Annotated in this window: 23 protein-coding genes, 1 pseudogene and 1 other annotated feature; of the genes and pseudogenes, 6 read left to right on the top strand and 18 right to left on the bottom strand. The window is 45.5% G+C overall.

Annotated features, from left to right (window positions below; translation table 11 throughout):
- Positions 1-159: 159 nt before the first annotated feature.
- Entirely contained in the window at positions 160-756 is a 597-nt protein-coding gene (locus NLX74_RS03805; RefSeq protein WP_061829408.1) for a DUF2087 domain-containing protein, read from the bottom strand.
- Positions 757-1,051: 295 nt separating this feature from the next.
- Here NLX74_RS03805 and NLX74_RS03800 point away from each other — a divergent pair, with 295 nt between their 5' ends.
- The 3 genes from NLX74_RS03800 (at position 1,052) to NLX74_RS03790 (ending at position 3,117) form a co-directional block, all read left to right on the top strand.
- Positions 1,052-2,023 carry a YpdA family putative bacillithiol disulfide reductase gene (locus NLX74_RS03800; protein WP_254327963.1) on the top strand — a complete coding sequence of 324 codons (972 nt, stop codon included), beginning with the start codon at positions 1,052-1,054 and terminating at the stop codon, positions 2,021-2,023.
- A 22-nt stretch (positions 2,024-2,045) separates the two neighbouring features.
- A complete protein-coding gene (locus NLX74_RS03795; protein WP_029517055.1) occupies positions 2,046-2,489 on the top strand; it encodes a DUF441 domain-containing protein in 444 nt (147 codons plus the stop codon).
- A 115-nt stretch (positions 2,490-2,604) separates the two neighbouring features.
- Positions 2,605-3,117, top strand: coding sequence for a hypothetical protein (locus tag NLX74_RS03790; RefSeq protein ID WP_023988256.1), 513 nt, complete (start codon positions 2,605-2,607; stop codon positions 3,115-3,117).
- A 128-nt stretch (positions 3,118-3,245) separates the two neighbouring features.
- Here NLX74_RS03790 and NLX74_RS03785 read toward each other — a convergent pair whose 3' ends face one another.
- The gene (locus NLX74_RS03785; RefSeq protein WP_061829410.1) at positions 3,246-3,548 is read right to left on the bottom strand and encodes a HesB/YadR/YfhF family protein; all 303 of its coding nucleotides are present in this window, start codon (positions 3,546-3,548) and stop codon (positions 3,246-3,248) included.
- A gap of 334 nt (positions 3,549-3,882) precedes the next feature.
- Complete coding sequence (locus tag NLX74_RS03780; protein ID WP_231109418.1) at positions 3,883-4,083, bottom strand: hypothetical protein; 201 nt, start codon at positions 4,081-4,083, stop codon at positions 3,883-3,885.
- Between the two features lie 50 nt (positions 4,084-4,133).
- On the opposite strand from NLX74_RS03780, the gene NLX74_RS03775 reads away from it, so the two are divergent.
- Together NLX74_RS03775 and NLX74_RS03770 are read left to right on the top strand one after the other, a co-directional pair.
- Positions 4,134-5,891, top strand: a complete 1,758-nt coding sequence (locus tag NLX74_RS03775) for an ABC transporter ATP-binding protein (protein WP_069291749.1) — start codon at positions 4,134-4,136, stop codon at positions 5,889-5,891.
- Complete coding sequence (locus NLX74_RS03770; protein WP_235308152.1) at positions 5,891-7,975, top strand: ABC transporter ATP-binding protein; 2,085 nt, start codon at positions 5,891-5,893, stop codon at positions 7,973-7,975. Before NLX74_RS03775 ends, NLX74_RS03770 begins: the two co-directional genes overlap by 1 nt.
- Before the next feature lie 123 nt (positions 7,976-8,098).
- On the opposite strand, the gene NLX74_RS03765 is transcribed toward NLX74_RS03770, so the two are convergent.
- The 3 genes from NLX74_RS03765 to NLX74_RS03755 form a co-directional block, all read right to left on the bottom strand.
- Positions 8,099-9,067 (bottom strand): S-layer homology domain-containing protein, encoded by a 969-nt coding sequence (locus tag NLX74_RS03765; RefSeq protein WP_061829413.1) that lies wholly within the window; start codon positions 9,065-9,067, stop codon positions 8,099-8,101.
- Between the two features lie 261 nt (positions 9,068-9,328).
- The gene (gene argS, locus NLX74_RS03760; RefSeq protein WP_254327962.1) at positions 9,329-11,059 is read right to left on the bottom strand and encodes an arginine--tRNA ligase; all 1,731 of its coding nucleotides are present in this window, start codon (positions 11,057-11,059) and stop codon (positions 9,329-9,331) included.
- Between the two features lie 59 nt (positions 11,060-11,118).
- Positions 11,119-11,377, bottom strand: a binding site (T-box leader).
- Positions 11,378-11,454: 77 nt separating this feature from the next.
- Positions 11,455-11,784: a four-helix bundle copper-binding protein gene (locus NLX74_RS03755; protein ID WP_254327961.1), complete on the bottom strand. Its 330-nt coding sequence runs from the start codon at positions 11,782-11,784 to the stop codon at positions 11,455-11,457.
- A 262-nt stretch (positions 11,785-12,046) separates the two neighbouring features.
- Between NLX74_RS03755 and NLX74_RS03750 the strand changes: the two genes are divergently transcribed.
- Positions 12,047-12,562, top strand: a complete 516-nt coding sequence (locus NLX74_RS03750; protein WP_039273566.1) for a MogA/MoaB family molybdenum cofactor biosynthesis protein — start codon at positions 12,047-12,049, stop codon at positions 12,560-12,562.
- Between the two features lie 66 nt (positions 12,563-12,628).
- Here the strand turns inward: NLX74_RS03750 and NLX74_RS03745 are convergent, their stop codons facing one another.
- The 12 genes and pseudogenes from NLX74_RS03745 to rny all read right to left on the bottom strand — a co-directional run bounded on the left by NLX74_RS03745 (position 12,629) and on the right by rny (position 24,615).
- A complete protein-coding gene (locus NLX74_RS03745) occupies positions 12,629-14,092 on the bottom strand; it encodes a nicotinate phosphoribosyltransferase (protein ID WP_023988249.1) in 1,464 nt (487 codons plus the stop codon).
- 120 nt (positions 14,093-14,212) lie between these two features.
- On the bottom strand, positions 14,213-14,779 hold the full coding sequence (locus NLX74_RS03740) for a cysteine hydrolase family protein (RefSeq protein ID WP_254327960.1): 567 nt from the start codon (positions 14,777-14,779) through the stop codon (positions 14,213-14,215).
- 67 nt (positions 14,780-14,846) lie between these two features.
- On the bottom strand, positions 14,847-15,635 hold the full coding sequence (locus tag NLX74_RS03735) for an NUDIX domain-containing protein (protein WP_023988247.1): 789 nt from the start codon (positions 15,633-15,635) through the stop codon (positions 14,847-14,849).
- Between the two features lie 65 nt (positions 15,636-15,700).
- On the bottom strand, positions 15,701-16,123 hold the full coding sequence (locus NLX74_RS03730) for a PaaI family thioesterase (protein WP_235308148.1): 423 nt from the start codon (positions 16,121-16,123) through the stop codon (positions 15,701-15,703).
- Positions 16,124-16,245: 122 nt separating this feature from the next.
- Positions 16,246-16,698 carry a YlbF/YmcA family competence regulator gene (locus NLX74_RS03725; protein WP_254327959.1) on the bottom strand — a complete coding sequence of 151 codons (453 nt, stop codon included), beginning with the start codon at positions 16,696-16,698 and terminating at the stop codon, positions 16,246-16,248.
- Between the two features lie 82 nt (positions 16,699-16,780).
- The gene (gene miaB / locus NLX74_RS03720; protein WP_013309963.1) at positions 16,781-18,334 is read right to left on the bottom strand and encodes a tRNA (N6-isopentenyl adenosine(37)-C2)-methylthiotransferase MiaB; all 1,554 of its coding nucleotides are present in this window, start codon (positions 18,332-18,334) and stop codon (positions 16,781-16,783) included.
- 298 nt (positions 18,335-18,632) lie between these two features.
- Positions 18,633-19,205 (bottom strand): phosphate propanoyltransferase, encoded by a 573-nt coding sequence (pduL, locus tag NLX74_RS03715; protein WP_013309962.1) that lies wholly within the window; start codon positions 19,203-19,205, stop codon positions 18,633-18,635.
- Between the two features lie 143 nt (positions 19,206-19,348).
- Positions 19,349-20,437, bottom strand: coding sequence for a low temperature requirement protein A (locus NLX74_RS03710; protein WP_254327958.1), 1,089 nt, complete (start codon positions 20,435-20,437; stop codon positions 19,349-19,351).
- 183 nt (positions 20,438-20,620) lie between these two features.
- A complete protein-coding gene (locus NLX74_RS03705; RefSeq protein ID WP_254327957.1) occupies positions 20,621-21,688 on the bottom strand; it encodes a dipeptidase in 1,068 nt (355 codons plus the stop codon).
- A 123-nt stretch (positions 21,689-21,811) separates the two neighbouring features.
- Positions 21,812-22,072 (bottom strand): stage V sporulation protein S, encoded by a 261-nt coding sequence (locus NLX74_RS03700; RefSeq protein WP_007430104.1) that lies wholly within the window; start codon positions 22,070-22,072, stop codon positions 21,812-21,814.
- Positions 22,073-22,201: 129 nt separating this feature from the next.
- The gene (locus tag NLX74_RS03695; RefSeq protein ID WP_165176691.1) at positions 22,202-22,996 is read right to left on the bottom strand and encodes a TIGR00282 family metallophosphoesterase; all 795 of its coding nucleotides are present in this window, start codon (positions 22,994-22,996) and stop codon (positions 22,202-22,204) included.
- A 76-nt stretch (positions 22,997-23,072) separates the two neighbouring features.
- A pseudogene (gene rny / locus NLX74_RS03690) lies at positions 23,073-24,615 on the bottom strand (ribonuclease Y).
- Positions 24,616-24,976: the final 361 nt, after the last annotated feature.

The raw sequence follows: 24,976 nt of genomic DNA, 5'->3' as shown, positions 1-24,976 counted from the left end.
TCCGTGCGGGAGACAAGTCATTCTGCTGCTGAACCCATCCATTCATGTTCGTACGCATATAACATCGCCTCCTCCTAAAATTTCCTTTATCATACAAGTCCATCAATTGTCTGTCAAGGCTGCTACGGAACTTTTTTTGAAATCTTTGTCAAGTTTCGTTTAGCGTACCTGATCCCAGCGTGTCCACATCTCACGCGGGTTCAATTCGTACATTTCCCGTTCCCTGTACATAAACTGATGCATAATCAGCTCACGCCGAATCGTTGCAAAATCCTCATGGTATTGCTTGATCCACTCGTTTAATTCACGTTCAGGATACATACGGCCTGGCTCCAGCTTTTCTGCCAGCATCTGAAGTACAATCAATTTTTTCTTATACTGTGCAGGGATTTGGCGCAACTTGCCGTCCTTGGAAAAAAAATTGCGTAAGACCGACGCCTCCAGCGTTTCATTCAACTCTGACATCTCTTCCTCCCCCTCTCCTTTTTCGAAAATAAATTGCACCGTCGCCTCGGCATGCTGCCGGATCAGCTCTGGATTCAGTGTAAAATACACCGTGTTTTTATCACGTCGTTCCTTAATCAACCCAGCCTCACGGAGTTTGGAAGCATGATGTGTAACAGTCGGCTGGGATAAATTCAGCTTTTTCGCCAAAGCTTGGCCATGCATCTCCCCACGGGACAAAAGAAGTAATATCCGCATTCGCGTTGGATCAGCCAGTGCTTTATGATAATTGACCATTTTATCCAGTTGCATCGTTATTGCACCTCTTTTCACTAGTACATACTTGCTATGCAAGCGAATTCAATCATACAAAATAGATATATATCTAATTATATGTTTGCTAAAAGTGGCTGTCAATCTTCACTGTCCGTCATCTCTTTCTGAAAACGGCTGGATATTGTGTTCGCATTGCGGTAGGATTATTATTTGAAAACTTCTCACATACTGAGCTATTTGCTTCAATCCTGAGATCCGTTTTTAATCGTCAAAATAATGTTAACCCTACAAAACTGGCGTAATAAACCAATACAACTGGAGGTTCATCCAAATGCACGACGTAATCATTATCGGTGGCGGACCCTGCGGACTATCCGCTGCAATCGAATGCAGCCGCAGAGGTTTGCAAACTGTCATTATTGAAAAAAGCAACATCGTTCACTCCATTTTTCTGTATCCGACGAACATGCAGTTTTTTAGCACCGCCGAACTACTGGAAATCGGTGATGTTCCATTCAGCACCCCTAATGACAAACCTTATCGTCATGAAGCACTGGCGTACTATCGTAAGGTAGCCACTCATTATAACTTGAACATTCAGCATTATGAGGAGGCCCAGTCCATTCATCGCCAGGAAGACGGTACATTTACCGTACATACCCTGAGCAAAGGAGAAATAACCAAAACGTATTCGTCACGTTATGTCGTAGTGGCTACAGGATATTTTGATCATCCGAACTATTTGGGCATTCCCGGGGAACAATTGGATAAAGTCACTCACTATTTCAGCGAAGCCCATCCCTATACAGGAACCCGGGTCGCAGTTATCGGTGGCAGTAACTCTGCGGTAGATGCTGCGATGGAATTGGTGCGGGTCGGAGCTACGATTGATATGGTATATCGTCGAAGTGAGTTGTCTCAATACATCAAGCCGTGGGTTCGTCCACTGTTTGACAGTATGGTACAAAAAGGGAAGATCACGCTGCACTTAGGCGCACGCATTACCGAAATCCATCCAGACCATGTCGTAGTCACTCCGCTGGACACTGAAGCATTCCGACTCGAAAATGATTTTGTACTGGCACTGACCGGATTTCACCCGGAGCGAAAACTGCTGGAGTCTGTCGGCGTTCACATGGCTGAGGATCTGGACAAACCAGAATTTAATCCTGCCACGATGGAAACGAACATCCCAGGTGTATATGTCGCCGGGGTCATCGCTTCAGGCAGCAATGCCAATGAAGTTTTTATTGAAACAGGCCGCTGGCACGGGCGACAAATCGCCGAACATATCCAAAGCTAAATAAACGAAGGAGAACATCTGTATGGATTACAGCTCACTTATCTTACTGGTATTGGCTGGTCTAGGGATTGTTAGTGGCAACTCTACCGTGACTATTGCCATGGTTGTATTACTGCTACTGCGGGTAACCAGCTTTCACACTGCTTTCCCCTGGCTTGAAAAGTATGGCCTGACGATCGGAATTATTATTTTGACGATCGGGGTCATGACCCCGCTAGCCAGCGGTAAAATCAGTATCAATCAGGTGATGGAGTCTTTCCTGCACTGGAAATCACTGCTCGCGATTGGTATCGGAATTCTGGTAGCCTATCTTGGCGGCCGCGGAGTAACTTTAATGTCTGGACAGCCCATTATTGTGACAGGTCTACTGATCGGGACCGTCATTGGCGTTGCCTTCTTTAAAGGAGTTCCTGTTGGACCTCTAATTGCTGCCGGATTGCTTTCCTTGTTAATTGGCCGCAGCTAAATTCGTACAACAAATATAGGAATACATGATAGCAATCTGCATGTCGGGCTGAATTCAGTCCCGCTTTGTGGTATACTCATATCGCATAATTTGGTAAATGCAGGAGGCTTGACCGATGTCTCGACAATTTGTAACGGAAGCTGTAATGGTGGCTATATACGGCCAACTACTTACATCTCCCGCCCCTGTGGAATATATAGTGCCTTACACATCACTGCTAGAACTATACGAATTCCAGGACAGCACAGAGCCGCTCATGGATAATCCTATGGACGATCAACATGTGAAGCGGAAGGTAAGCGAGTTGATCAGTTATTTTGAGGAACCGTTGAATCAGAAAAAAATTCGGCGTGCCCTTCAGATGCCTTGGGCCAAGAGCTTGCCTATTCTATTCGATGCCAATACATCACTCATCATCATTAATGCTGTTGATACAGCGCATTACGGAGAATATTTTGATCCAATTGAGACTGAACTGGTGTTGACAGCTCAGCGTGAATCATTACCCATTCTGACGGATCAATTGGACTGGATCCACCGCATTATCGAAGCTTCCGTACCTGTACATGTGTACGACATTGATGATTTTGATTTTGCACTCGATGGCCCGATACTTAACAACCCTTGACATACGACATACCCGCCTTGACCACAAAAAAGCGGCGGAGCATCATGTACAGGCTTATCTCCTGTAACACGATACTCCGCCGCTTTTCATGTCCAAACTATTTGCACGCTATGATTGACAGTGGAACACTAAGCTTGTTCATCCTCAACATAGGTGTAAATAATGTCATCATGTTCCTCCAAATACTTAACTTCCAGATGATGGCCCTTCAGATACCAGTAATCCTGGTCCTCCATATAAAACGTAATGCCAGCCGCTTCATGCTGTAATACGGGGTGCTGCGGCGGCTCTACGGCAATTCCCAGAGAAAAGCCTGGATGCAACCCACCGCCAGAGCTATAGCGAACAAAAAAACGGATCGAATCTCCACGATTCAAACTAAGCTCCTTAATGTACCACTGTGCCGCAGGTTCAGTTACCTGTATGCTCATACGTTATGCTCATCTCCTTGTACAATGACGTCTGCCAACTATATCATAGCATCTTTTAGAATGACCACCAACCGGTCTCAACCCAGCGAGCTTCTTGGACAAGTCATATACATTTTTTTGAAAAAGGTTTGACAATTCGCAAAAAAGGGTGTTAAGATTCAACCATACGAGATCCATTTTGAAATTTATTACCAATTTGAACGATTACTCATGTTAGAATGAACCCATTTTGAGGAAGAAAGGAGTGTTACCGGTGCTAAAATTTCCTATTGCATTTTACCCACATCTACAAACACAACAACTTCATACCGGAGCATCTCCCCTGTCGCATCCTTCAAAATTGGGCCATTCGCGTTGTATGGTTTAATACGAGTGGCTGCCTGCGTTTGAGCAGTTTTTCAGTGGTGAGTGTGCTGAAAATACCTGCGCGCCATATGATATTGAGATTTAAGGCATATCGTCTGCGGACGGTATGCCTTTTTTGCGCCTGTTGCCGGATCATATTTGTGGTAGCAAGCCGCTGTTGTTTCTTCAAAATGGTACACAACTCTCGAATGAACTTATCATGAAAGGATGGGATTCCTCTTGTTTTCGGTACTTAAAAATTTGAGCTGGTTTTTTAAAAGAGAACGAAGCCGATACTCCATTGGATTGTTTTTGCTGATAGCCGTTGGTGTGCTGGAGCTTGCTCCACCTCGGCTGCTTGGTAGTGCCATTGATGAAATTGTGCGTGGTTCAATTTCCTGGTCCTCACTTTGGCGTTATATTTTGTACATCATAGGCATTCTAGCCGTCATCTACTACATTACGTACATATGGATGCACAAGCTGTTTGGTGGTGCCAATCTGGTGGAACGCCTACTGCGCACACGCTTTATGAATCATCTGCTGCGAATGACCCCTCCATTTTTTGAACGCAACCGCACTGGGGATCTGATGGCTCGTGCCACGAACGACCTTCGCTCCGTAGCAAGTACAGCGGGCTTCGGCATGCTGACACTGACAGACTCTACGGTCTATCTGAGCGTGGTATTAGTTGCCATGGGCACTCTAATCAGTTGGAAGTTGACACTGGCAGCTATCCTGCCCCTACCTTTTATCGCACTGGCTATGAGCATTTACGGTAAAGCCGTTCACGAGCGTTACACACTGGCACAAGATGCATTTGGTGATATGAACGATCAGGTGTTGGAATCCGTGGCAGGTATCCGAGTCATTCGCGCCTATGTGCAAGAACGAATGGACGAAAAGCGTTTCGCCGATATTACCGACGATGTATTTCGTAAAAATCTGGCTGTCGCTCGGATGGATGCCCTCTTTGAACCAACAATTCGTTTATGTGTAGGACTTAGCTACGTCATTGGACTCGGGTATGGTATTTATCTGGTATTTCATAACGATATCACGCTAGGCGAACTGGTCTCCTTTAATATGTATCTAGGAATGATGATTTGGCCGATGTTTGCCATTGGAGAGCTGATTAACATTATGCAGCGCGGTAGCGCTTCCTTGGACCGGGTTAATGAAACTCTCGATGTCCAGCCAGATGTTCAAGATGCAGCTCAACCTGTTCCAGTGGATCGCCTCGAATCCATCAGGATGAAAGACGTTACCTTCCGTTACCCTACCTCTACTATTGACAATCTGTCACATGTGAGTCTGGAGCTCAAACGCGGAGAAACGCTAGGTGTCGTCGGTAGAACAGGCAGTGGGAAATCCACGCTGCTCAAACAGCTACTACATGAATATCCGACGGGTAGTGGTGATATTTTAATCTCCGGCATACGTCTAGAGGACATTGCAGTAGAACAACTACACAGCTGGATCGGCTACGTGCCGCAAGAGCAAATTTTGTTTTCCAAATCGGTGCGCGAGAACATTCAATTCGGAAAACCTCATGCAGATGACGACGACATTATGGAAGCTATCCGTACTGCTGCCTTCGACCAGGATTTAGGTACCCTGTCTGATGGGCTGGATACACTGGTCGGAGAAAAAGGTATCGCCCTGTCCGGCGGCCAGAAGCAGCGTGTTTCGCTGGCGCGCGCCTTTATCGGTGATCCGGATATTCTATTGCTCGACGATGCACTATCTGCAGTAGATGCCCGGACGGAAGCAAGGATTATTGACAATATCCGACGTAAGCGCTCGGGTAAAACAACCTTGATCTCCACCCACCGCCTTTCCGCTGTAGAACATGCAGACCGGATCGTCGTGCTGGAGCAAGGACGCATTATTGAGGAAGGGACCCACAGCGAGCTACTTCAGGCTGACGGATGGTACCGACAACAGTATGAACGGCAACAAGTGGAATCTGATCTGACCTCAGGGGAGGTATCCTAATGAAACCCAATATCGGCAAAAGGCTATTTCAGTACGCGCTGACGAGCAAAGCAGGCTTTATCGCCGCTCTCATCGCTTTGGCTATCGGAGTAGCCGCCGAGCTGGCTGGTCCCTTCATCGCTAAAACGATGATCGACGACCATATGCTCGCTATTGAAAAACCATTTTATGAAACGACTCGTGTGGACGGAACTGTAAGCTATGCTGGAACCCACTTTAAGCGTGAAGATCGCTTTGAGTCCGGGGAGACTAAAGGTCGCGAAGCGAGGATTTTACAAGTTGGGAAATCTTTCGTATTTGTCGATGGCTCGGTTCAAGTGGCTGACGGTAACCGCTCCTTTACGAACGGAACGCTGACTGTGACACGCGGCTCCGAAACCTTTCGCTATGAAGCTAAGGCTCTGACAGCTGATGAACTGTATAGCTTTTACAAACCGGAAATGCCCGGTATCTTTCAGCTGATTGGCTGGTATTGCTTCTTCCTGGTTATTTCCATTTTTGCTGAATTCGGCAAAACATACTGGCTGCAATCCTCGGCGAACAAGGTCATACAAAAGCTTCGGCTTGATCTCTACGCTCACATCCAGCGGCTGCCAGTTTACTTTTTTGATAACTTGCCTGCAGGCAAAGTCGTATCCCGTGTTACGAATGACACTGAGGCAGTCAAAGATTTGTTTGTGGCTGTGCTCTCCAATTTCACTTCAGGGATTGTAACGATGGCAGGAGTATATGTTGCACTCTTTTTGCTGGACTTCAGACTGGGTCTTATCTCTCTGTTTATTGTACCGTTACTGATCTTGTGGATTGTATTGTATCGCAAGGTCGCCACCCGCTATAATACGATCATTCGGTCCAGACTCAGTGAAATTAATGCGATTATCAATGAATCGATTCAAGGGATGTCCATTATTCGCGTGTTCCGCCACCAGAAACAAACGCAGCAAGAGTTTGAAGAACTGAATGATGACTATATGAAGCATCAGAATAAAATGCTGAATTTGAACGCTTTCACTTCGCACAATTTAGTCAACGTGTTGAGAAATCTCGCCTTTGCCGTCGTGTTGTGGTATTTCGGATCTGAGGCGCTCGGAACTACAGGTAGTGCTGTTTCACTAGGCGTATTGTATGCCTTCGTCGATGTGCTGGGTCGACTGTTCCAACCTATGACGGGTATGGTCAACCAACTCGCCGTACTGGATACTTCCATCGTATCCTCAGGACGCGTATTTGAGTTGATGGACGAAACTGGAGAGCCGGTGACGGACGGCACGATGCCGCGCTACAAAGGCCAGGTAGAGTTTAACGACGTTTCCTTTGCCTACAAAAAGGATGATGTACTTAAACATATTTCCTTTACAGCACAGCCCGGGCAAACAGTTGCCCTTGTCGGACATACCGGATCAGGCAAAAGTTCGATTATCAACCTGCTATTCCGGTTCTATGATCCGCAAAAAGGAACGATCACCATTGACGGAACGTCTGTCAAAGACATCCCTAAGCAATGGCTTCGCCATCATATGGGTATTGTTCTTCAAGATCCATATTTGTTTACAGGTACGGTAGCCTCTAATGTCAGTCTCGAAGACAGCCGAATCACGAGAGAACAGGTGAATAAAGCGCTGCATGACGTTGGAGCCGACAAATTGCTGGCCCATTTGCCGCAAGGATTCGATGAGCCTGTTATTGAAAAAGGCAGCACCTTATCAGCCGGGCAACGCCAGCTTATTTCCTTCGCTCGTGCACTAGCCTTTGATCCCGCAATTTTAATTCTGGATGAAGCTACTGCCAATATTGACACCGAAACGGAAGCGCTCATCCAATCCGCTCTTGAGGTGCTCAAGAAGGGACGTACGACCTTTATCATTGCTCACCGTTTGTCCACCATTCGCAGTGCGGACCAAATTTTGGTGCTGCATCGGGGTGAAATTGTTGAACGGGGTAGCCATGATGAACTTATGGCCCAAGGCGGGCGTTACTTCCAAATGTATCAGCTCCAGTCGGGAACAGTTGCAACAGAATCAGATCCAATCTCTGCTACGCCTCCTGCGCAAGATGACTTGCTTACTGGCAAAGTCAGCATTTAAAGCTTGAATAGCCCAATTGCTTAGGGCTAACGATGAACATTTGGCATGAAAAAACCAGCGAGCCTCTCCTACACATTGGAGGCTCGCTGGTTTATTTTTATATAGGACATATGGTTTGTAATTTTATTTAGCTACAGACGTGCCTGTTCCTGTGGGTGGAAACACTGTTCCATCTACTGCTTTGAGCGTAACCTTATACTTGCTGTCTACCAACGTACTTGTGTGGGTATCCGTAATGACCTGAATATTCATTTCCCCTGGCTTTGGACTAGTCAGCTTGTAGTAAATTACTGCATTCGTATCATCTACGTAGTCGATGTGATCCACTTCAATGCCGTAACCTGGATTAGGTGCCTGCAGACGGGTGATTGTCACTTTGTTCTGCTGGTCATTTGTCTTCTCTATGCTCATACTAATATTATTTTGTTGAACCGGATCTACAGGCTCAGCCGGATTTTCAGGAGTAGCTTCAACCGTTTTATGACTTTGTACAAATTCGGATGCGTTATAGACCATTTCTGCTGCCTCCATCCGCGTTACTTTACGATCCGGGTTAAAGTTGCTCTGTTCGTCCAATTTTGCAATTTTGGTCAACAGCAGGAATTGAACTGCTGCGTTTGATTCCTGATCTAATTTTTTGCCATCCGCTACATTAACTAACATACGGACAGTTGGATATTCACCCGTTGCACTCACTGCTTTATACAGAATATTCGCAAATTGTTCTCTTGTCATACGGGTGCTTGGATCAATATCTGGTGACAAAGGAATTTGGTGTTGGGCCGCAATCCGATAGGACTGAGCATACCATGCGGAAGCCGGAATGTTTGCAAAGGAACCCGTTGTGAAATCAGGCATTACCTGAAGATCCATCGCACGAACAACCAAATGTACTCCTTGTGCATAGGTGAGCGTTTGATCCGGTGCAAATTTATCCTTGGTTATTCCTTGGATAATTCCTTTATCCTGAAGTGACTTTACGATCTTCTCCTGTTCAGCTCCCTTTATATCACGAAAAGCAGAAGCCGACGTAGCCACAGCCAATGAGCAGACGACAAGCAGGGCAACTGCCACGCTTTTATTTTTTTTCATGAGATACACCTCCATGTTTACTTTGCTTCTATACTTACCGACGCAATAAAAGCATCAAATGTTTCAAATATGCACAAATTGGTTGCAAAACAGTGGAATACCTGCGATTAGTGTAACCCGTCTAACTCTTTTCTGCTCACAATCTTTACACATACCCAAAAGTGCCTGTAACAGATTACCTTTTACAGTATCCCCTTGGAAGAACCGGATCTGGGTAGCAGTATCCCGCCGGCAAACCTCGCTCCCCTTTGTTCTCTTTGCTTACATCCGATTCGGTGCTTTCAGACCAAGAAGTTGCAGCGCGCATGCCAGAATATCCGCAGTTTGTTCCGCCAATTGAATACGCCAGCGTCCACCATCGACAATCCTTTCCTTGGCGTAAAAACGGTTGAACGCCTGGGCCGTATCCAGTGCAAATCTCGCAATAACCGAAGGCTCCAGTTGGCGAGCCGCACGTATCAGTTGTCCGTGATAACGATCCAACTGCTTAAGCAGCGCCCAACCTGCGTCACCTAACATTTCATCCGATATGTCATTCAAATCACGAGAATGGCTATCTTGGACAAGGGCGTTGTCGCTAGAATTAGTAGTAACATCAACATCGGCGCGAGCATGAGCTTTCTCCAGAAGGCTGCGTATGCGCGCATGAGTATACTGCACATAAGGCCCGGTCTCACCTTCAAAGGTCAGCGCTTCCTCCAACGAAAAATCCACTTCATTCAGCCGGTTGTTTTTTAAGTCACCAAAAATAATCGCCCCAATACCAACGTCCTCTGCTACTGCCTGTCGTTCCTGCAAATCGGGATTCTTCTGAGTAATGATGGCTTGAGCACGCGCTATAGCTTCATCCAGCACCTCCTCCAGTTTGACAACTTTTCCACGTCTTGTAGACATTTTCTTACCCGCAAACCGCATTAATCCAAACGGCACATGCTCACACTGCTCCGCCCATGCCTCTCCTGCATGTTTCAGCACCGCAAACACCTGCTGGAAATGCAGCTTCTGTTCCCCACCAACGACGTATAGAAGCCGATCAGCCTTCATCACTTCATGACGATAAATCGCTGTTGCCAGATCACGTGTCGGATAAATGGTAGTCCCATCCTTTTTTAGAATAAGACATGGCGGCAGTTCCTCGTCTTCCAGACGAACTACAAGCGCGCCATCACTTTCCTCCAGCAATCCCTTTGCTCTTAATTGAGCAACAACTGCCTGCATCTTATCATTGTAAAAACTTTCTCCCAGCACATGGTCAAATGTAATGTTCAGGCGCTGGTACATACGATCAAATTCACCCAGACTGACTTCAACAAAAAATTTCCATAGTTGTTGAGCCTCTGCGTCTCCCTGCTCCAAACGTCGGAACCACTCGCGGCCTTCATCTTCCAAAGCCGGATCATGCTCGGCCTCCTGATGAAAACGCACATACAGTTTCAGTGATTCACCAATCGGATCATGTTGTAGCTGTTCCTCATTTCCCCATCTTTTATAGGCCGCAATTTGCTTGCCAAACTGTGTTCCCCAATCCCCAAGATGATTCACACTAATTGGGACATATCCGGTTTCACCAAGTATGCGATACAAGGCAGCACCAATAACAGTAGAGCGAAGATGACCAATACCAAACGGTTTGGCAATATTGGGCGAGGACATATCAATGACCACCCGCTGTCCGTGTCCGATATTGGGCCTGAGGAAATCAGCCTTGCTCAATTCAGCAAGCATAAGCGGAATATGAACCGATCGATCCAATGTTATATTTACGTAGGCACCCGATGCTGAAGCAGTGAAACCTTCTTCATGGCTCACTAGCTCCGCTAATTCCATTGCAATGTGCTGCGGAGACTTTTGAAACTTTTTAGCCAGCACAAAACAGGGAAACGCCACATCTCCCCATTCAGGCTGCGGTGGCACCTCAAATAATGATAAAACTTCTTTCTCCTCCAAGCCCGTATGGGCCAATATCGCTTGAGCAGCAATCCTCACTAACATGATCTCTCTCCTTCTTTTTATAGAATCTAACAAAAAAAGCCCCCGCCTCTTGAAATAATTCAAGAGACGAGAACTTCAATATCCCCGCGGTACCACTCTTCGTAAATCGGTTGTGCAGCTAAAGCTAACTTACACAAATCGCGATTTCACTCCAATGACTAATAACGGTGTCTGCCGGGCTGATCTACTAGAAATTCTGCTCGTTGGATCAACCGTCTCCCGGGTGCGCTTCACATCGGACCTCATACCGGCTTCCACCTCTTCCGGCTCGCTGTAATGATACGGCTCCGCTGCTACTCTCCCGTTCCATGACGTTAATTCCAATCATTATACAAACCTATTCAGTAGAAAGCAACCTTTTTTTTCCTCTTCAGGCACTAGTTCCATATATGTAATTACACTGCCACCAATTGGCGGCAGGCCTGAACGCAACGACGGCAGGCTTCTGCACAATGTTTGCAATGATCATGGGAATGCTTGCTGCTTTCAGCAGCACATACCTCACAGCCCTTGGCGCACAGCTCACAGATTTGCTCGGCAAAATCCGTTCCGCGCTGCAGCATTTGAGCAGCAAATCCGCATATTTCTGCACATTCCCTACTCACTCGAATACATTCACGCAGCATAGCTAAATCATATTCCTTCAAACTCGCTACGTAACATACATTGCAAGCGTTCATACATTCCAGGCAAGCATCCACGCATTGTTGGTATGAATGATTCATATTACATTACCTCCCAGTTGTTGACCCTGCTGTACTATTACCCGCTGATCCTTGAGTTTAATCATTTGATGTGCGCGCTTACAATAAAATAAAAACAAAACAATCCCGACTTATGTAAGGAAGTGTACTATATTCCAGTATGTAAGTGCAAGGATATTAATCACATGGATTTTTAGCCCTTGTTTCTGACTTGCATACACTCAGTCATTGCTCTATTGTAAAAAGTATATGTCTAACCATCGATCAAGGAGTGAACATTTTAATGAATATGTCTTCCGTAGAGGAGCATCGACAGGAATCCCCGCAACAGGTTAATTGCATGGTCGTGACTGTCTCGGACACACGTACCGTGGAAACAGATACCGGGGGACAATTGCTCATGGATCTACTAGAAACCAATGGATATAAGGTTGTTCGATATGTCATCGTCAAGGATGACTACGAAGGTATTCAGCAGTTAGTATCTGAAGCAGCGGCACAGAATGACATCGAGGCTGTACTTTTGACAGGCGGTACCGGTATTTCTCCACGTGATACTACATATGAAGCCGTCTCCTCTCTACTGGATAAGGAACTACCTGGCTTTGGGGAAATCTTCCGTTATTTAAGCTTTGCTGAGGACATTGGTTCAGCAGCTATATTAAGCCGGGCTGTAGCTGGTACTGTGGGTCGGACAGCTGTATTTTCTATGCCTGGCTCACGCGGAGCCGTTCGTTTGGCAATGGAACGCATTATTGTCCCTGAGCTACGACATGTGATGAGAGAAATTTATAAATAAGCTCCTATTTCCTACATGCCGCGACACAAAAAGGCACCCCATACATTCATGAGGTGCCTCTTCCAACTATTCTTTTTCTTCAACTTCGGGCTGCATATAGCTGTCGATCAGCTTTTGCTTCAGCTCCCATACCTTCTCGCTCAGATTTACACGATAAATTTCAGGGTTCAGCTTCCGCAAATATTCTGGCCAAAACAGTTTCAACTGTGAAGTATGGTAGGCACGAATTTCATCCAGCTCAGGAAGCTCATATACCTTCTGTCCATTTATAAAAATAGGCTCAAGCATTGGCACGGCTTCATAATTTTCTACATACTTCTTCATATACGGATGCAAAGGGTTAAACAGCTTCAGGCGCTTACCATTACGCGGACGCTCTTCATCCGGGAAAGAAATATAATCGGCTACAGCTCTCCCTTTCTTCTTATCCACAATGCGATATACATCCTTCTTGCCTGGTGTGGATACTTTTTCTGGGTTACCCGAGATCTTAATCGTCGGCAACATTTCGCCATCCACTTCACGCTCAACCAGCTTGTACACCCCGCCGAGCGATGGTTGATCTGAAGCCGTAATAAGCTGTGTTCCTACACCCCATACATCAATACGTGCCCCTTGGGCTTTCAGGTTAAAAATCGTATTTTCGTCCAAATCATTGGAAGCTACAATTTGTACGTAATCTAAGCCTTCAGCATCGAGCATTTCCCGCGCCTGAATGGATAGATAAGCCAAGTCACCGCTATCCAGACGGATTGCATTCATACGCTTGCCCTGACTCTCCAGCATTTTTGCTGTCCGAATCGCATGAGGAACACCGCTTTCCAGCGTGTCAAAGGTGTCTACCAACAGTGTAACCTGGTCTGGTAAAACCTTCGCATACACGTCAAACGCCTCCTGCTCTGTCATAAAGGTCTGCACCCATGAATGGGCATGTGTCCCCTTCGTCGGGATTCCAAAGTGCTCGCCTGCCAGCATATTAGAAGTCGCGTCAAAACCTGCCACATAAGCTGCTCGTGCTCCCCAAATCGCCGCATCAGCTTCCTGCGCACGCCGTGTCCCAAATTCGAGCAGTGTATCGTCACTTGCCACCTGCTTGATGCGTGATGCCTTTGTCGCAATGAGCGTCTGATAGTTCATAAAATTCAGCAATGCCGTCTCGACAAGCTGCGTTTCCATAATCGTTCCTTCAACACGTACCAAAGGCTCGTTTGGAAAAACAAGTGCTCCTTCTTTCATCGAATGGACCGTTCCACCAAACTTAAACTGGCGAAGCGCCTCCATGAACATGGGATCGTATTTCTCCTCCTGTTCAGACAGGTAGCGAATGTCCTCTTCTGTAAACCGCAAATTTGCAATATAATTCACAATGCGTTCCAGACCAGCGAACACGGCGTATCCATTACCAAAAGGGAGTTTACGGAAATACGCCTCGAACACAGCTTTACGCTGATGACTTCCGTTCACCCAATGGGCGTACATCATATTAATCTGATATTTATCTGTATGTAATGCGAGGCTCGTTGACTGCATCGTAATCATCCTCTCTGACTGTCCCCAGGTTTGTGGCAGCGTACCGCCTCATCTACCCAGATTCAGCAATATCCGGCTCCATTTTGTTATCGGACATTGGTGCACAATCGTTAAGTTATTTTACTTCTTCTGACGTAAAACCGTGTCCTCAGCCGACCTTACCGCGGCTCCAAGACTTCCTTCAAAATGACCCAAAGCCCAATCATGTCCAGCTTGATTAAAGCTCGCCACAGCGTCCTTGTATACGGTAATAGCAAAACCTTTGTTATAAGCATCTACAGCCGTATGCAGCACACATATATCTGTACACACACCAATCAGGTGAACTTCCAGAATACCACGTTCACGTAGCCTGAGCTCCAGATCTGTGCCCGCAAAAGCACTGTACCGTGTTTTATTCAACCAGTAGATAAGATCACTTTGTTGCTCATAGAGGCTACGAAGCTTGCCATACAAATGTCGTCCGTTGGTTCCACGTATATTATGTGGAGGAAACAGCTTGCTCTCCGGGTGATAAAGGTCGTTCTCCTCATGCAAATCCACAGCCATGACAACAAAGTCCCCTTGATCCACGTATGCCTGCGTAATTGCTGCGATCCGTTCATCCAACTCAATCGCAGGTTGTCCTACAGGCAAACTACCGTCCACAAAATCTTTCGTGTAATCAATAACAATTAGTGCCTGCATCGTACGGTCAGCTCCTTATCCTCAAAGTGAAATTGTACGTTCTATGCGTAACCTATTACATTAGACGTTACGTGTAGATAGATAAACGCGGTACTCTGTCACTAAAACGGTACAACTGTGCCGGTCTTTGTGAATACTGGTTGGAACTGAGCGGTTTGCCGTTCTCATCACGCACTTCTTCCAGTATCCCCTGCCTGCTACGAGTCGATGTTATTTTGCGAATAAAGTTTGGCTCTTCGAAATCCGGTACGACACTCTGAATCACCTGATATAATTCACCAAGTGTAAAATGTAGCGGTAAAAACTGCTTGGCGATCGTCGTCTGAAGCATCTGCAACTGAATTTTGCGATAAGCGTCTACTATGATATCCCGGTGATCGAATGCCAGCTCCAATTCCTCCAACGCTTCGCGGATCGTGAATAGCCCGACCTCGGAAGCATCATCGGCCGCCTGACGCTGTTCCAACATCCATTCTTCTACCAGCGCAAAAAATGCATGTGATATGATCCACCCGCGCGGATCACGTCCCGGTCCACTATATACACCCAAATACTCCAGATGCCCGCCGTCCACACCTGTTTCCTCTAACAGCTCCCGCTTGGCAGCTCCATACATAGATTCATCTTCCTGACAAAACCCTCCAGGCAACGCCCAGCGTCCCGCAAACGGCCAACTGCGGCGCTTGATGAGCATCACTTTCAACTCCCGAATCGGCAATGTCTTTGTTACCGTCTTACGCTCCCGCTTCGTTAAGGTAAACATAACGATATCCGCTGGAGCTCCATCCGGGGTACGGTATTTCTTAATGTTGTACGACGCCTTCTGCGCCTCTTCGTTTATACGATTGCTATCCATTGGCATCACCATATTATATCGTTTTGATAAATTCATTATGACATAATAAAAATTTTTGTCAAGTGTCAGGCCTTGCCTGAATCACTTGCTTGTGTACGTAATACTCGGAAGGTTGCTGTAGATGTAGAACCGAGTGTACCTTCACTATCTCTTACTTCCGCCTCAGTGGTTATAGTGCGACCTCCTTGATGAAGAATTCGCGCCCTAACCTCCAGTCGTCCTTGCCTCATGGCTGACAAGAAATGAACATTCAGGTTCGTTGTTACACATGGATCCATATTTCGTGAAGCCATACTGACCATCCCCATCGCCTGATCCATCAATGAAGTAAGTACACCCCCATGGACAATACCCATCACATTGGTATGCTCTTGTTTGGCCTCCAAAGCGATCTGTACCTCGTTTGCATCAGCTGCAATAAGCTCACACCCTAAATAATCCCAAAAAGTATTATTTTCTCCCTCTAGCATCTTACCCAACTTATCCATTCCCTTGCTTCCATCCCTTCGATGTTGTCCCATTTCTCTTGATGTCTTATAGACACATACGATAGTAAATTGCTTTCGAAAAAAAGGCGTGGAAGCTACGCCTCCACACCATAGATTTCATTCTAATCACTGCAATTCGACGAGGAAGTGCTTTTCCCCTCTTCTACGTTCACCTTCTCAGAAACGGTATCACGGATCGCCATGATTACCATTTGCAGTAGCTCATTAATTTCCACCTGACTCTGCTGAAACTCCGTGACAATTGGAATACCGTCAAGCTCTTCCTGTAGCTCCTGTAGCTCGGCCTCTATTTTGGCAATCATTTTTTGATTCTTCAAGGATTCAAATGCTACAATTTCCTTTTGCTTCTTTTTCATCGTTGCAATCAGTTGCTGGATGCGCCCATGATCCTGAATCTTTTCTTCTGCTTTCCGGAATACCTGCACTTCCTCACTGCTACCCAAAATACCTGCCAATTCTTTGGCTTTTGCCAATATCATTTCGCGATTGACCATATGATCATGCTGGCGCGCCGCCGATTGAAGTTCTGTTTGTTGCAACCGCTCCTCTGTCATTGCCCATCGCTCCTTTTCTCACTTAGACGGCCTTGCACACGGCCCTTTACTCAGACCGCATGCAACCCGATAGAATATTCTTTTATCCGTTAACTGCTACAGCCGTTTCAACCAGATCACCTTTGATGTAAAAGGTCATAGGTTCCGTAATTTTCACTTGAACAAAGGAACCAATCAGGTCCTTAGAACCCTCAAAATGTACAAGCTTATTGGAACGGGTCCGACCGGCAAGCACTTTGCTGTCATTTTTGCTCTCGCCTTCCACCAGCACTTCAACCACTTCGCCACGCAATCGACTATTAAAGCGAAGGCTGTTTTGGTTCACAGCAATGTTCAGACGCCGGAGACGCTCTTTTTTGACCGACATAGGCACATTATCTTCCATCGAAGCAGCTGGCGTACCTTCACGTGGTGAATAAATAAATGTGTAGGCAAAGTCATAGCCGACCTCGCGTACCAGAGATAGAGTATCTTCAAACTGCTCGTCTGTTTCACCAGGGAAACCTACAATGATATCTGTTGTCAGAGAAACATGCGGAACAGCTGCTTTAATCTTCGCGGCCAGTTCCAGAACACGCTCACGGGTATATTTTCGGTTCATTTTCTTCAATATATCCGTATTACCGGATTGAACAGGCAGATGGATATGCTCCACCAAATTGCCACCCTTACCAAGCACTTCAACCAAATGGTCATCAAAATCACGTGGATGTGATGTCGTAAAACGTACACGCGGGATATTGATTTTGCGCATATCATCCATCAGATCCCCAAATCTGTAATTCAAATCTTTCAAATCCTTGCCATAAGCGTTAACATTCTGCCCCAGTAAGGTAATTTCTTTAAAGCCTTGACGTGCCAAATCCCGTACCTCAGCGATAACATCCTCTGGGCGACGGCTTCTTTCCTTACCACGTGTAAAGGGAACTATGCAATAGGTGCAAAATTTATCACAACCGTACATAATGTTCACCCAGGCCCGCATACCCTCACGCTTCTTCGGCAAGTTTTCGATAATGTCGCCTTCCTTAGACCACACTTCGACCACCATTTCTTTGCTAAAGAGTGCTTCCTTGACGAGCTGAGGCAGACGATGAATATTATGGGTACCAAAAATCATATCAACAAAACCGTGTTTTTGCATAATCCGGTTAACGACATTCTCTTCTTGTGACATGCAGCCACACACCCCGAGCAGCAGTCCTGGCTTTTCTGTTTTAAGATGCTTGAGGTGACCCAGCTCGCCAAACACTTTATCCTCCGCATTTTCACGGATAGCACAAGTGTTCAGTAAAATGATGTCTGCTTCCTTCCGATCCTCAGTTGCCTGGTAACCCATTTGCTCTAGCAAGCCCTTTATGGTTTCGGAATCATGCTCGTTCATTTGGCAACCAAATGTGTATACGATATAATGCTTTCCCTCACCGATATGCTTGAGCTCATCCGGGACTGCGTTATCATACAGTACTTGTACGTCCTCTTTACCGCGTTGCTTTTCTTTTCTATGGTTCGGCTCCGCCATAATGTTGATTTCACGTCCGCGAATACGGATCTTTTTGCTATGCTCATCCTCAGAAATAATCTTCGCATCCGAGAAATCAAAATATTTGGAGTAATCTTTTGTTTTCTTTTCCATTCCTTAGTCACTCCTTACACCATCTATTTCACGAGCTAATTTGTGATTTACTGTATCTTTAGGCATGGGTAAATTTATTTTAAGTTCTAAAAAACCTTTAAAAAAGGCATTACACTAAATTATAGCATGATTTATAGGCCATCGCCATAGATCAGCCGCAGATACCATCAAGTCGATATGAACTCATGTTCTTTTTGTACATAAGTGAAGTATTTATGAATTATATAGTATGTAAAAAGCCCGATTCTTTTGCAAGAATCGGACTCTTTAAGCCTTCCGGCATTTAAATACGTGTATATTAGTCTACGATTTCAGCGTTGTCACCGTTTTTCACACCGGCTCCGTTCGCTTCATCTGTATCAATGTGCATATCCAAAGCAAAAGAATCGGACACACGTGCAAGAACATTTTCAAATACAAGGCCACGTTCGCCGCCGACACGTACTTTCAGCAACTGCTTGTCCTTAATGTCCCATTTAGCTGCATCAGATGTATGGAAATGAATATGGCGGGCTGCTACAATCACGCCTTCTTGCAGTTCCACTTCACCAGCTGGTCCTTTCACCGTGATTCCTGGTGTACCATCAATGCTACCAGATTCGCGTACAGGTGCTTTTACACCAATAGCAAAGGAATCAGTGCGAGAGATTTCCAATTGGGAAGCGGGACGGGCAGGTCCCAAAATGCGAACCTTATCAAATTGGCCCTTAGAACCAATTACAGCTACCGTTTCATTTGCGGCAAATTGTCCTGGTTGGGACAAAGGTTTAAATTCAGTTAATTGATAGCCTGCTCCGAACAAAATTTCAATATGCTCTTGAGTCAGGTGAATATGACGGGCGGAAACGCCGACAGGTACGATTTTACTCATCGTGTGGTCACTCCTTTTTCTCTATACAATACTTTACACATCCATGCTATTATACTCCTATTTTGCCAAGAAAGAAAAGGAGAGGGCATAAAGTTCCCTTTTTCGCCCCAATCAGCGTTAAATATCCTCCCTATAAAGTCGGATCAAACCGTTGTTTTAGCGAACAGGAGAAAAAAAAGCATGATTTCAGCTACGATGAGATGAGGGGGAACGACAATAAATATATTAAGGATAAACAGGACACAGAGTATTCCAGTCAAGAAAAAAATGACTCTGAGACGAGGTTTAAGATGACTTAATCTGTACTGATGAAATACCAGCAAAACCGATAAAAAGTAAATAAGAACAGAAGCAAAGGTAAAGCAAAGCACAAAGATATAGTCTACTTGTCCCAAAAACAAGAGCTGAATCGAAGCAGCTAGCATGCTAAGGGAAAGATAAATAAACAAATGACCATAAATAATAGTCTGGCCTGCTGATTGTATTGATTTATCTACGCGCTTCTCCATATTCTCAAAATATTGCCACCAGATTGCGATGACTAATACAAAAGCCAAAGCAGCAAATACAACAGAAGAAACCGTAAAATGATCGGATTGTAAAACAGAAAGCATACTTATCACAGATTCGCCAAGCAGAATTAACGTGAACTGTGCAAAGCGTTCTAAAAGATGCTCCGTATGGATTGGTGTGATCACCAACTTTTTACGGCCAATCAAAGGAACGAGAATATCAATAGCTATACCGGTATATAAAATCAAATATCGAACCCAAGAATCAAAGAAGAGGGAGAAACTAGAGATGACTATTCCAATCCAAAAATAGGTACCAAAAAAACGAGCTGTTTCCTGTTTATGAGCCGTTTCTTTGGATGCCGAAAGTAAATATTGAACGACAGTTAAACCTCTTAACCCAATATAGCCAACAAAAAAAGATACATAATACGCATCAAAATCTATATTAAGGCTGGCGGTCATGATCAACACGAAAAACAATTGCAGGATCATAAAAATTCGATGCGTTATACTGTCTTGCCCAAAACGATTGTTGTAGACCGTTTGCCCCACCCAAGCCCACCATATTGGGATAAAAATCATAATAAACTTTTCCATATGTTCCCACGAAATACTACCATGCTCAACATGTAGTAAAACATGAGTGGCCTTAGAGACAGCAGCTACGAACAATAAGTCATAAAAGAGCTCAAGCCAAGTAACCTTCTTTATTAACATTGTGTAATGGAGCCCCCTCTGATATGGCGGTGCAACATGGTGTCCCGTCAGTCTTGCTCCAACGTCTGCCGTATTTATGCTTATTTTAGCACCATGAAATTCTAAGATGCTCCAATTATTTCGTAATCGTTCTCACTTTGTCAAGGTATTCGCAGCTAATAATAACTCCTAGTAAATAGCTATTTAAGAAGACATTTTGGAAGGCAAATTCGTTTGCAGGTATTCCAACGCATGTCCTCCCAGCCATCCCTTGACTAGCTCCTCAGGGTAATGCTTCAGCAGCAGTTCTGCAAAAACCGGATATTTACCCGAGTGTTCCAGCCCTTGCACATGGTGCTCGATACCGTCAAAATCAGAGCCAAACATCAAATGCCTTTCCCCGCCTAATGAACAAATATGCTCAATGTGCGGTAGCAGATCCTCAGCGGTTACCGTACCCTGCTCTTTGAGAAACATCGTGACGAAGGTCAAACCAATCCGTCCGTTACGAGCGATCAGTGCACGAATCTGTTCATCCCGTAGATTACGAGGATGAGCACATCTCGCAAAGGCATTCGAATGCGAGGCGATGGGTGGTAGAGCAGCCTCCTCCAACACCTCCCAGAAGCTCTGTACGGACAAATGCGACACATCTAGCAGCAGTCCCAGGTCATTACAGCGATTGACCAAATCACGCCCCTTGCTAGTCAGCCCGCCTCCTCTATGTTCCATAATGCCGTCAGCCGCCCAGTTCGCATAATTCCATGTCAGCCCAATCAATCGTATTCCCATGGCATAGCACAATTCTGCATAAAACGGGTTCCCTTCCAGCGCATCTACCCCCTCCAGTGAGAGCAAAGCCCAAGGTGCCCATGTATGATCGGTCCCATTACCATCCACATACGTTAACTTTTCCGTGCGCTTCTCTTCTCCTACCTGTTTTACTTGCTCCATCTGATGCACTGCGGACGTATTTTTACACTTTGCCAAGTCTTCCTTCCACAGCAATGGTCTCAACCCACCTGAGATAGAGGTAACATGCTGCCTGAACAGCTCAATTTGACGAACCACATGCTCAAATCTTGGCATGCCCAATACCTGTGAAATATATATAGCAAACGTTTGCAACTGCACGTTACCTTCTAGCAAACGTTCTTTTGTGACATCAAGCGATGGATGACTGAAATCGATCTGCGCATCAAGCTGCATTTTACATAACACATCACAATGAAAGTCAACAACAGGCCAATTCACTTTTAGCTTATCATTCATGCATCTTACCTCCATTTATAGATTGAAGCACTACAAATTTATTTTAAAAAATCATAGTAACAAACTCACAATGCAAAAAAGCCCGTTTACAATTCGTAAACAGGCTCAGACAACTTACATTTATTATCTTGGTTCTACAATCAATTTGATCGCAGTCCGATCTTCTCCATCAATAACAATGTCTGTAAAAGCAGGAATACAAATCAAATCCACTCCGCTTGGTGCGACAAATCCCCGGGCAATGGCTACCGCTTTAATGGCTTGGTTTAGTGCACCCGCTCCAATCGCCTGTAATTCTGCATTTCCGCGTTCACGCAGTACTCCTGCGAGTGCGCCTGCAACTGAATTGGGATTGGATTTTGCTGATACTTTTAATACATCCATAGTAAGTACCTCCCCTGGGAATGATGATGGTTTGATTCCACTATTAGATGTTATTCGAGGGTCAGCAAATAATTCCTGCTTTTTGGTGACAGTTTTCCTTATTCTTTCCTTAAGTAGCTCACAAAAAAGTTAATCCATCCGCCATTCATCTTCTTTAAGTCTGATTTTCTGAATTTTGCGGGCTTTTCCATCATTATCATTCAGTTCTACGCTGATGGCATGAAAGTGCCATTTGCCCATGTCCACTTGAAAACGTACCGGAAGCTGGGTCTGGAATTTCTGTAACACAGCCTCTTTCTGCATCCCAAGCACTCCCTCATAAGGACCTACCATTCCCGCATCTGTCTGATACGCAGTTCCTTGTGGCAAAATCGTATCGTCATTACTCTGTACATGTGTGTGCGTACCTACCACTATTGAAGCACGTCCATCCAAATGCCAACCCATAGCGATTTTTTCCGAGGTTGCTTCGGCGTGAAAATCAACTAGGATATGCTTATGTTTTTTCCGTAGTTCATCGACAATTTCATCTGCTGCACGGAATGGACAGTCAATAGCTGGCAAAAAGGTTCTACCTTGCAGATTAACAATAGCCAGCTCTTTACCTCCACCTTTTACAACGGTATACCCCCGGCCTGGTGTTCCTGGTGGAAAGTTAGCCGGGCGGATGATCCGTGGCTCATCATCTATAAAATCAAATATTTCCTTATTGTCCCAAGTATGATTTCCCATCGTAATCCCATGAACGCCCCAATCAAAAAATTCTCTGGCGATGGCTGGGGTAATTCCTCTTCCCGAAGCCGCATTTTCTCCGTTCACGATAATAACATGCGGGTTGTATTTTGATTTTAGCGAAGGGAGATTCTCCCTCAATGCCTTTCTGCCTACACTGCCGACGATGTCTCCAATAAATAATACGTTGATAGAAAGCCCTCCCTAGTCTGCCTTACATAATGAAAAGTGGCCCTACAAGCAGCGGCCACTTTTCATTGAAATGCTTTTATTTTGCGTATTCTACCGCACGGGTCTCGCGTATGACGGTAACCTTGATATGTCCTGGATAGTCCAGTTCATTCTCAATCGTTTTCGTAATATCGCGGGCCAGTCGGAATGCTTCCGCATCATCAATTTTCTCTGGCTGTACCATGACACGAACTTCGCGTCCGGCTTGAATCGCGTATGATTTTTCAACGCCTTCAAAAGATTCGGAGATGCGTTCCAGCTTCTCAAGACGACGGATGTACGTCTCTAGCGTTTCACGCCGCGCTCCCGGTCTTGCTGCTGACAGGGCATCTGCCGCCCCAACCAGCATGGCGATCACTGAAGTCGCTTCGCAGTCGCCGTGATGTGAAGCAATGCTGTTGATGACGACCGGGTGTTCCTTGTACTTCTTCGCCAGTTCCACGCCAATTTCAACGTGCGATCCTTCCACTTCGTGATCCAGCGCCTTCCCGATGTCATGCAGCAATCCTGCCCGTCTTGCCAGTACAACGTCTTCGCCCAGTTCCCCGGCCATCAGACCTGTCAAGTATGCAACTTCCATCGAGTGCTTCAAAACGTTCTGTCCGTAACTCGTACGGAACTTGAGACGTCCCAAGATCTTGATCAAATCCGGATGCAAGCTATGCACGCCCACCTCAAAGGTGGCCTGCTCACCATACTCACGGATTCGTTCGTCCACCTCTTTACGGGATTTTTCCACCATCTCTTCAATACGAGCCGGATGTATCCGTCCGTCCGCTACGAGCTTTTCAAGCGCAGTACGCGCAATCTCTCTACGAATCGGATCAAATCCGGACAAAATAACAGCTTCCGGCGTATCATCAATAATGAGGTCAATTCCTGTAAGGGTTTCAAGTGCACGGATATTACGGCCTTCGCGCCCGATAATCCGGCCTTTCATTTCTTCGTTCGGCAATGTGACAACAGAAACCGTCGTTTCTGCTACATGATCTGCCGCACAGCGTTGGATGGCCAGTGTGATGATTTCACGAGACTTTTTGTCCGCTTCTTCTTTGGCCTGCTGTTCAATTTCTTTAATCATCTGAGCTGTTTCATGACGAACTTCCTGCTCTACGTTGGTCAGAATAATACTTCTTGCATCCTCCATCGTCAGATTGGAAATACGTTCCAACTCAGTTACCTGACTCTTGTAAATCAAATCAATTTGCTGCTGGGTTTCATCGATTCGTTTCTCTTTGTTGGCCACTTGTTCTTCTTTGCGTTCCAGCGATTCCAATTTTTTATCCAGCGATTCTTCTTTTTTGCAGCAATCTTCGTTCCTGTCGTTGAATTTCATTGCGACGTTCACGAGTTTCTTTTTCAGCTTCGGCACGAATGCGGTGGATTTCATCTTTCGCTTCCAATACCGTTTCCTTCTTCAGCGCTTCTGCCTCTTTTTTCGCGTTCTCCACGATTTGCGCGGCAGCTTCTTCCGCACTGGAGATCTTAGCTTCTGCAATAGATTTGCGAATAAAATAACCAATCCCGAACCCAAAGAATAACGCGGCTACAGCAACGAGAACGAACCAGATCGCAGTCATCATACTGTTCACCTCCCCGTTGGTTCCTCCAAGGCATTCCTTGGGACTTTTTGCAATTGTCACATTTACTTTGATCGTCAAACTAAGACAACGACACAAGGTCGTTTCATTTCATATGCACATGCTTTCACATGTACAATTCCGCCTGGCATAGCGGCATCACTTGTTATTTGGCGATGAGAACTCACCCGTGGATTCCGCTTTTTTGGAAGGAAAAAGGGCGTTCCACAAGTATCGTTTCATATATATTTTATTATTTGACAAATGGCATTGTCAAGGGAATGCAAACATTAGTAGACTACCATGCAGCTTTCCCTGTAATAACTAGCTCATCCTATCCGTTCATACTAGCCAAAGGTTC

This window comes from Paenibacillus sp. MZ03-122A, from assembly GCF_024213325.1.
Classification (GTDB): Bacteria; Bacillota; Bacilli; order Paenibacillales; family Paenibacillaceae; genus Paenibacillus; species Paenibacillus polymyxa_B.
Note: the sequence above shows the minus strand (reverse complement) of the source record. Positions and strands in the feature narration are given on the sequence as shown.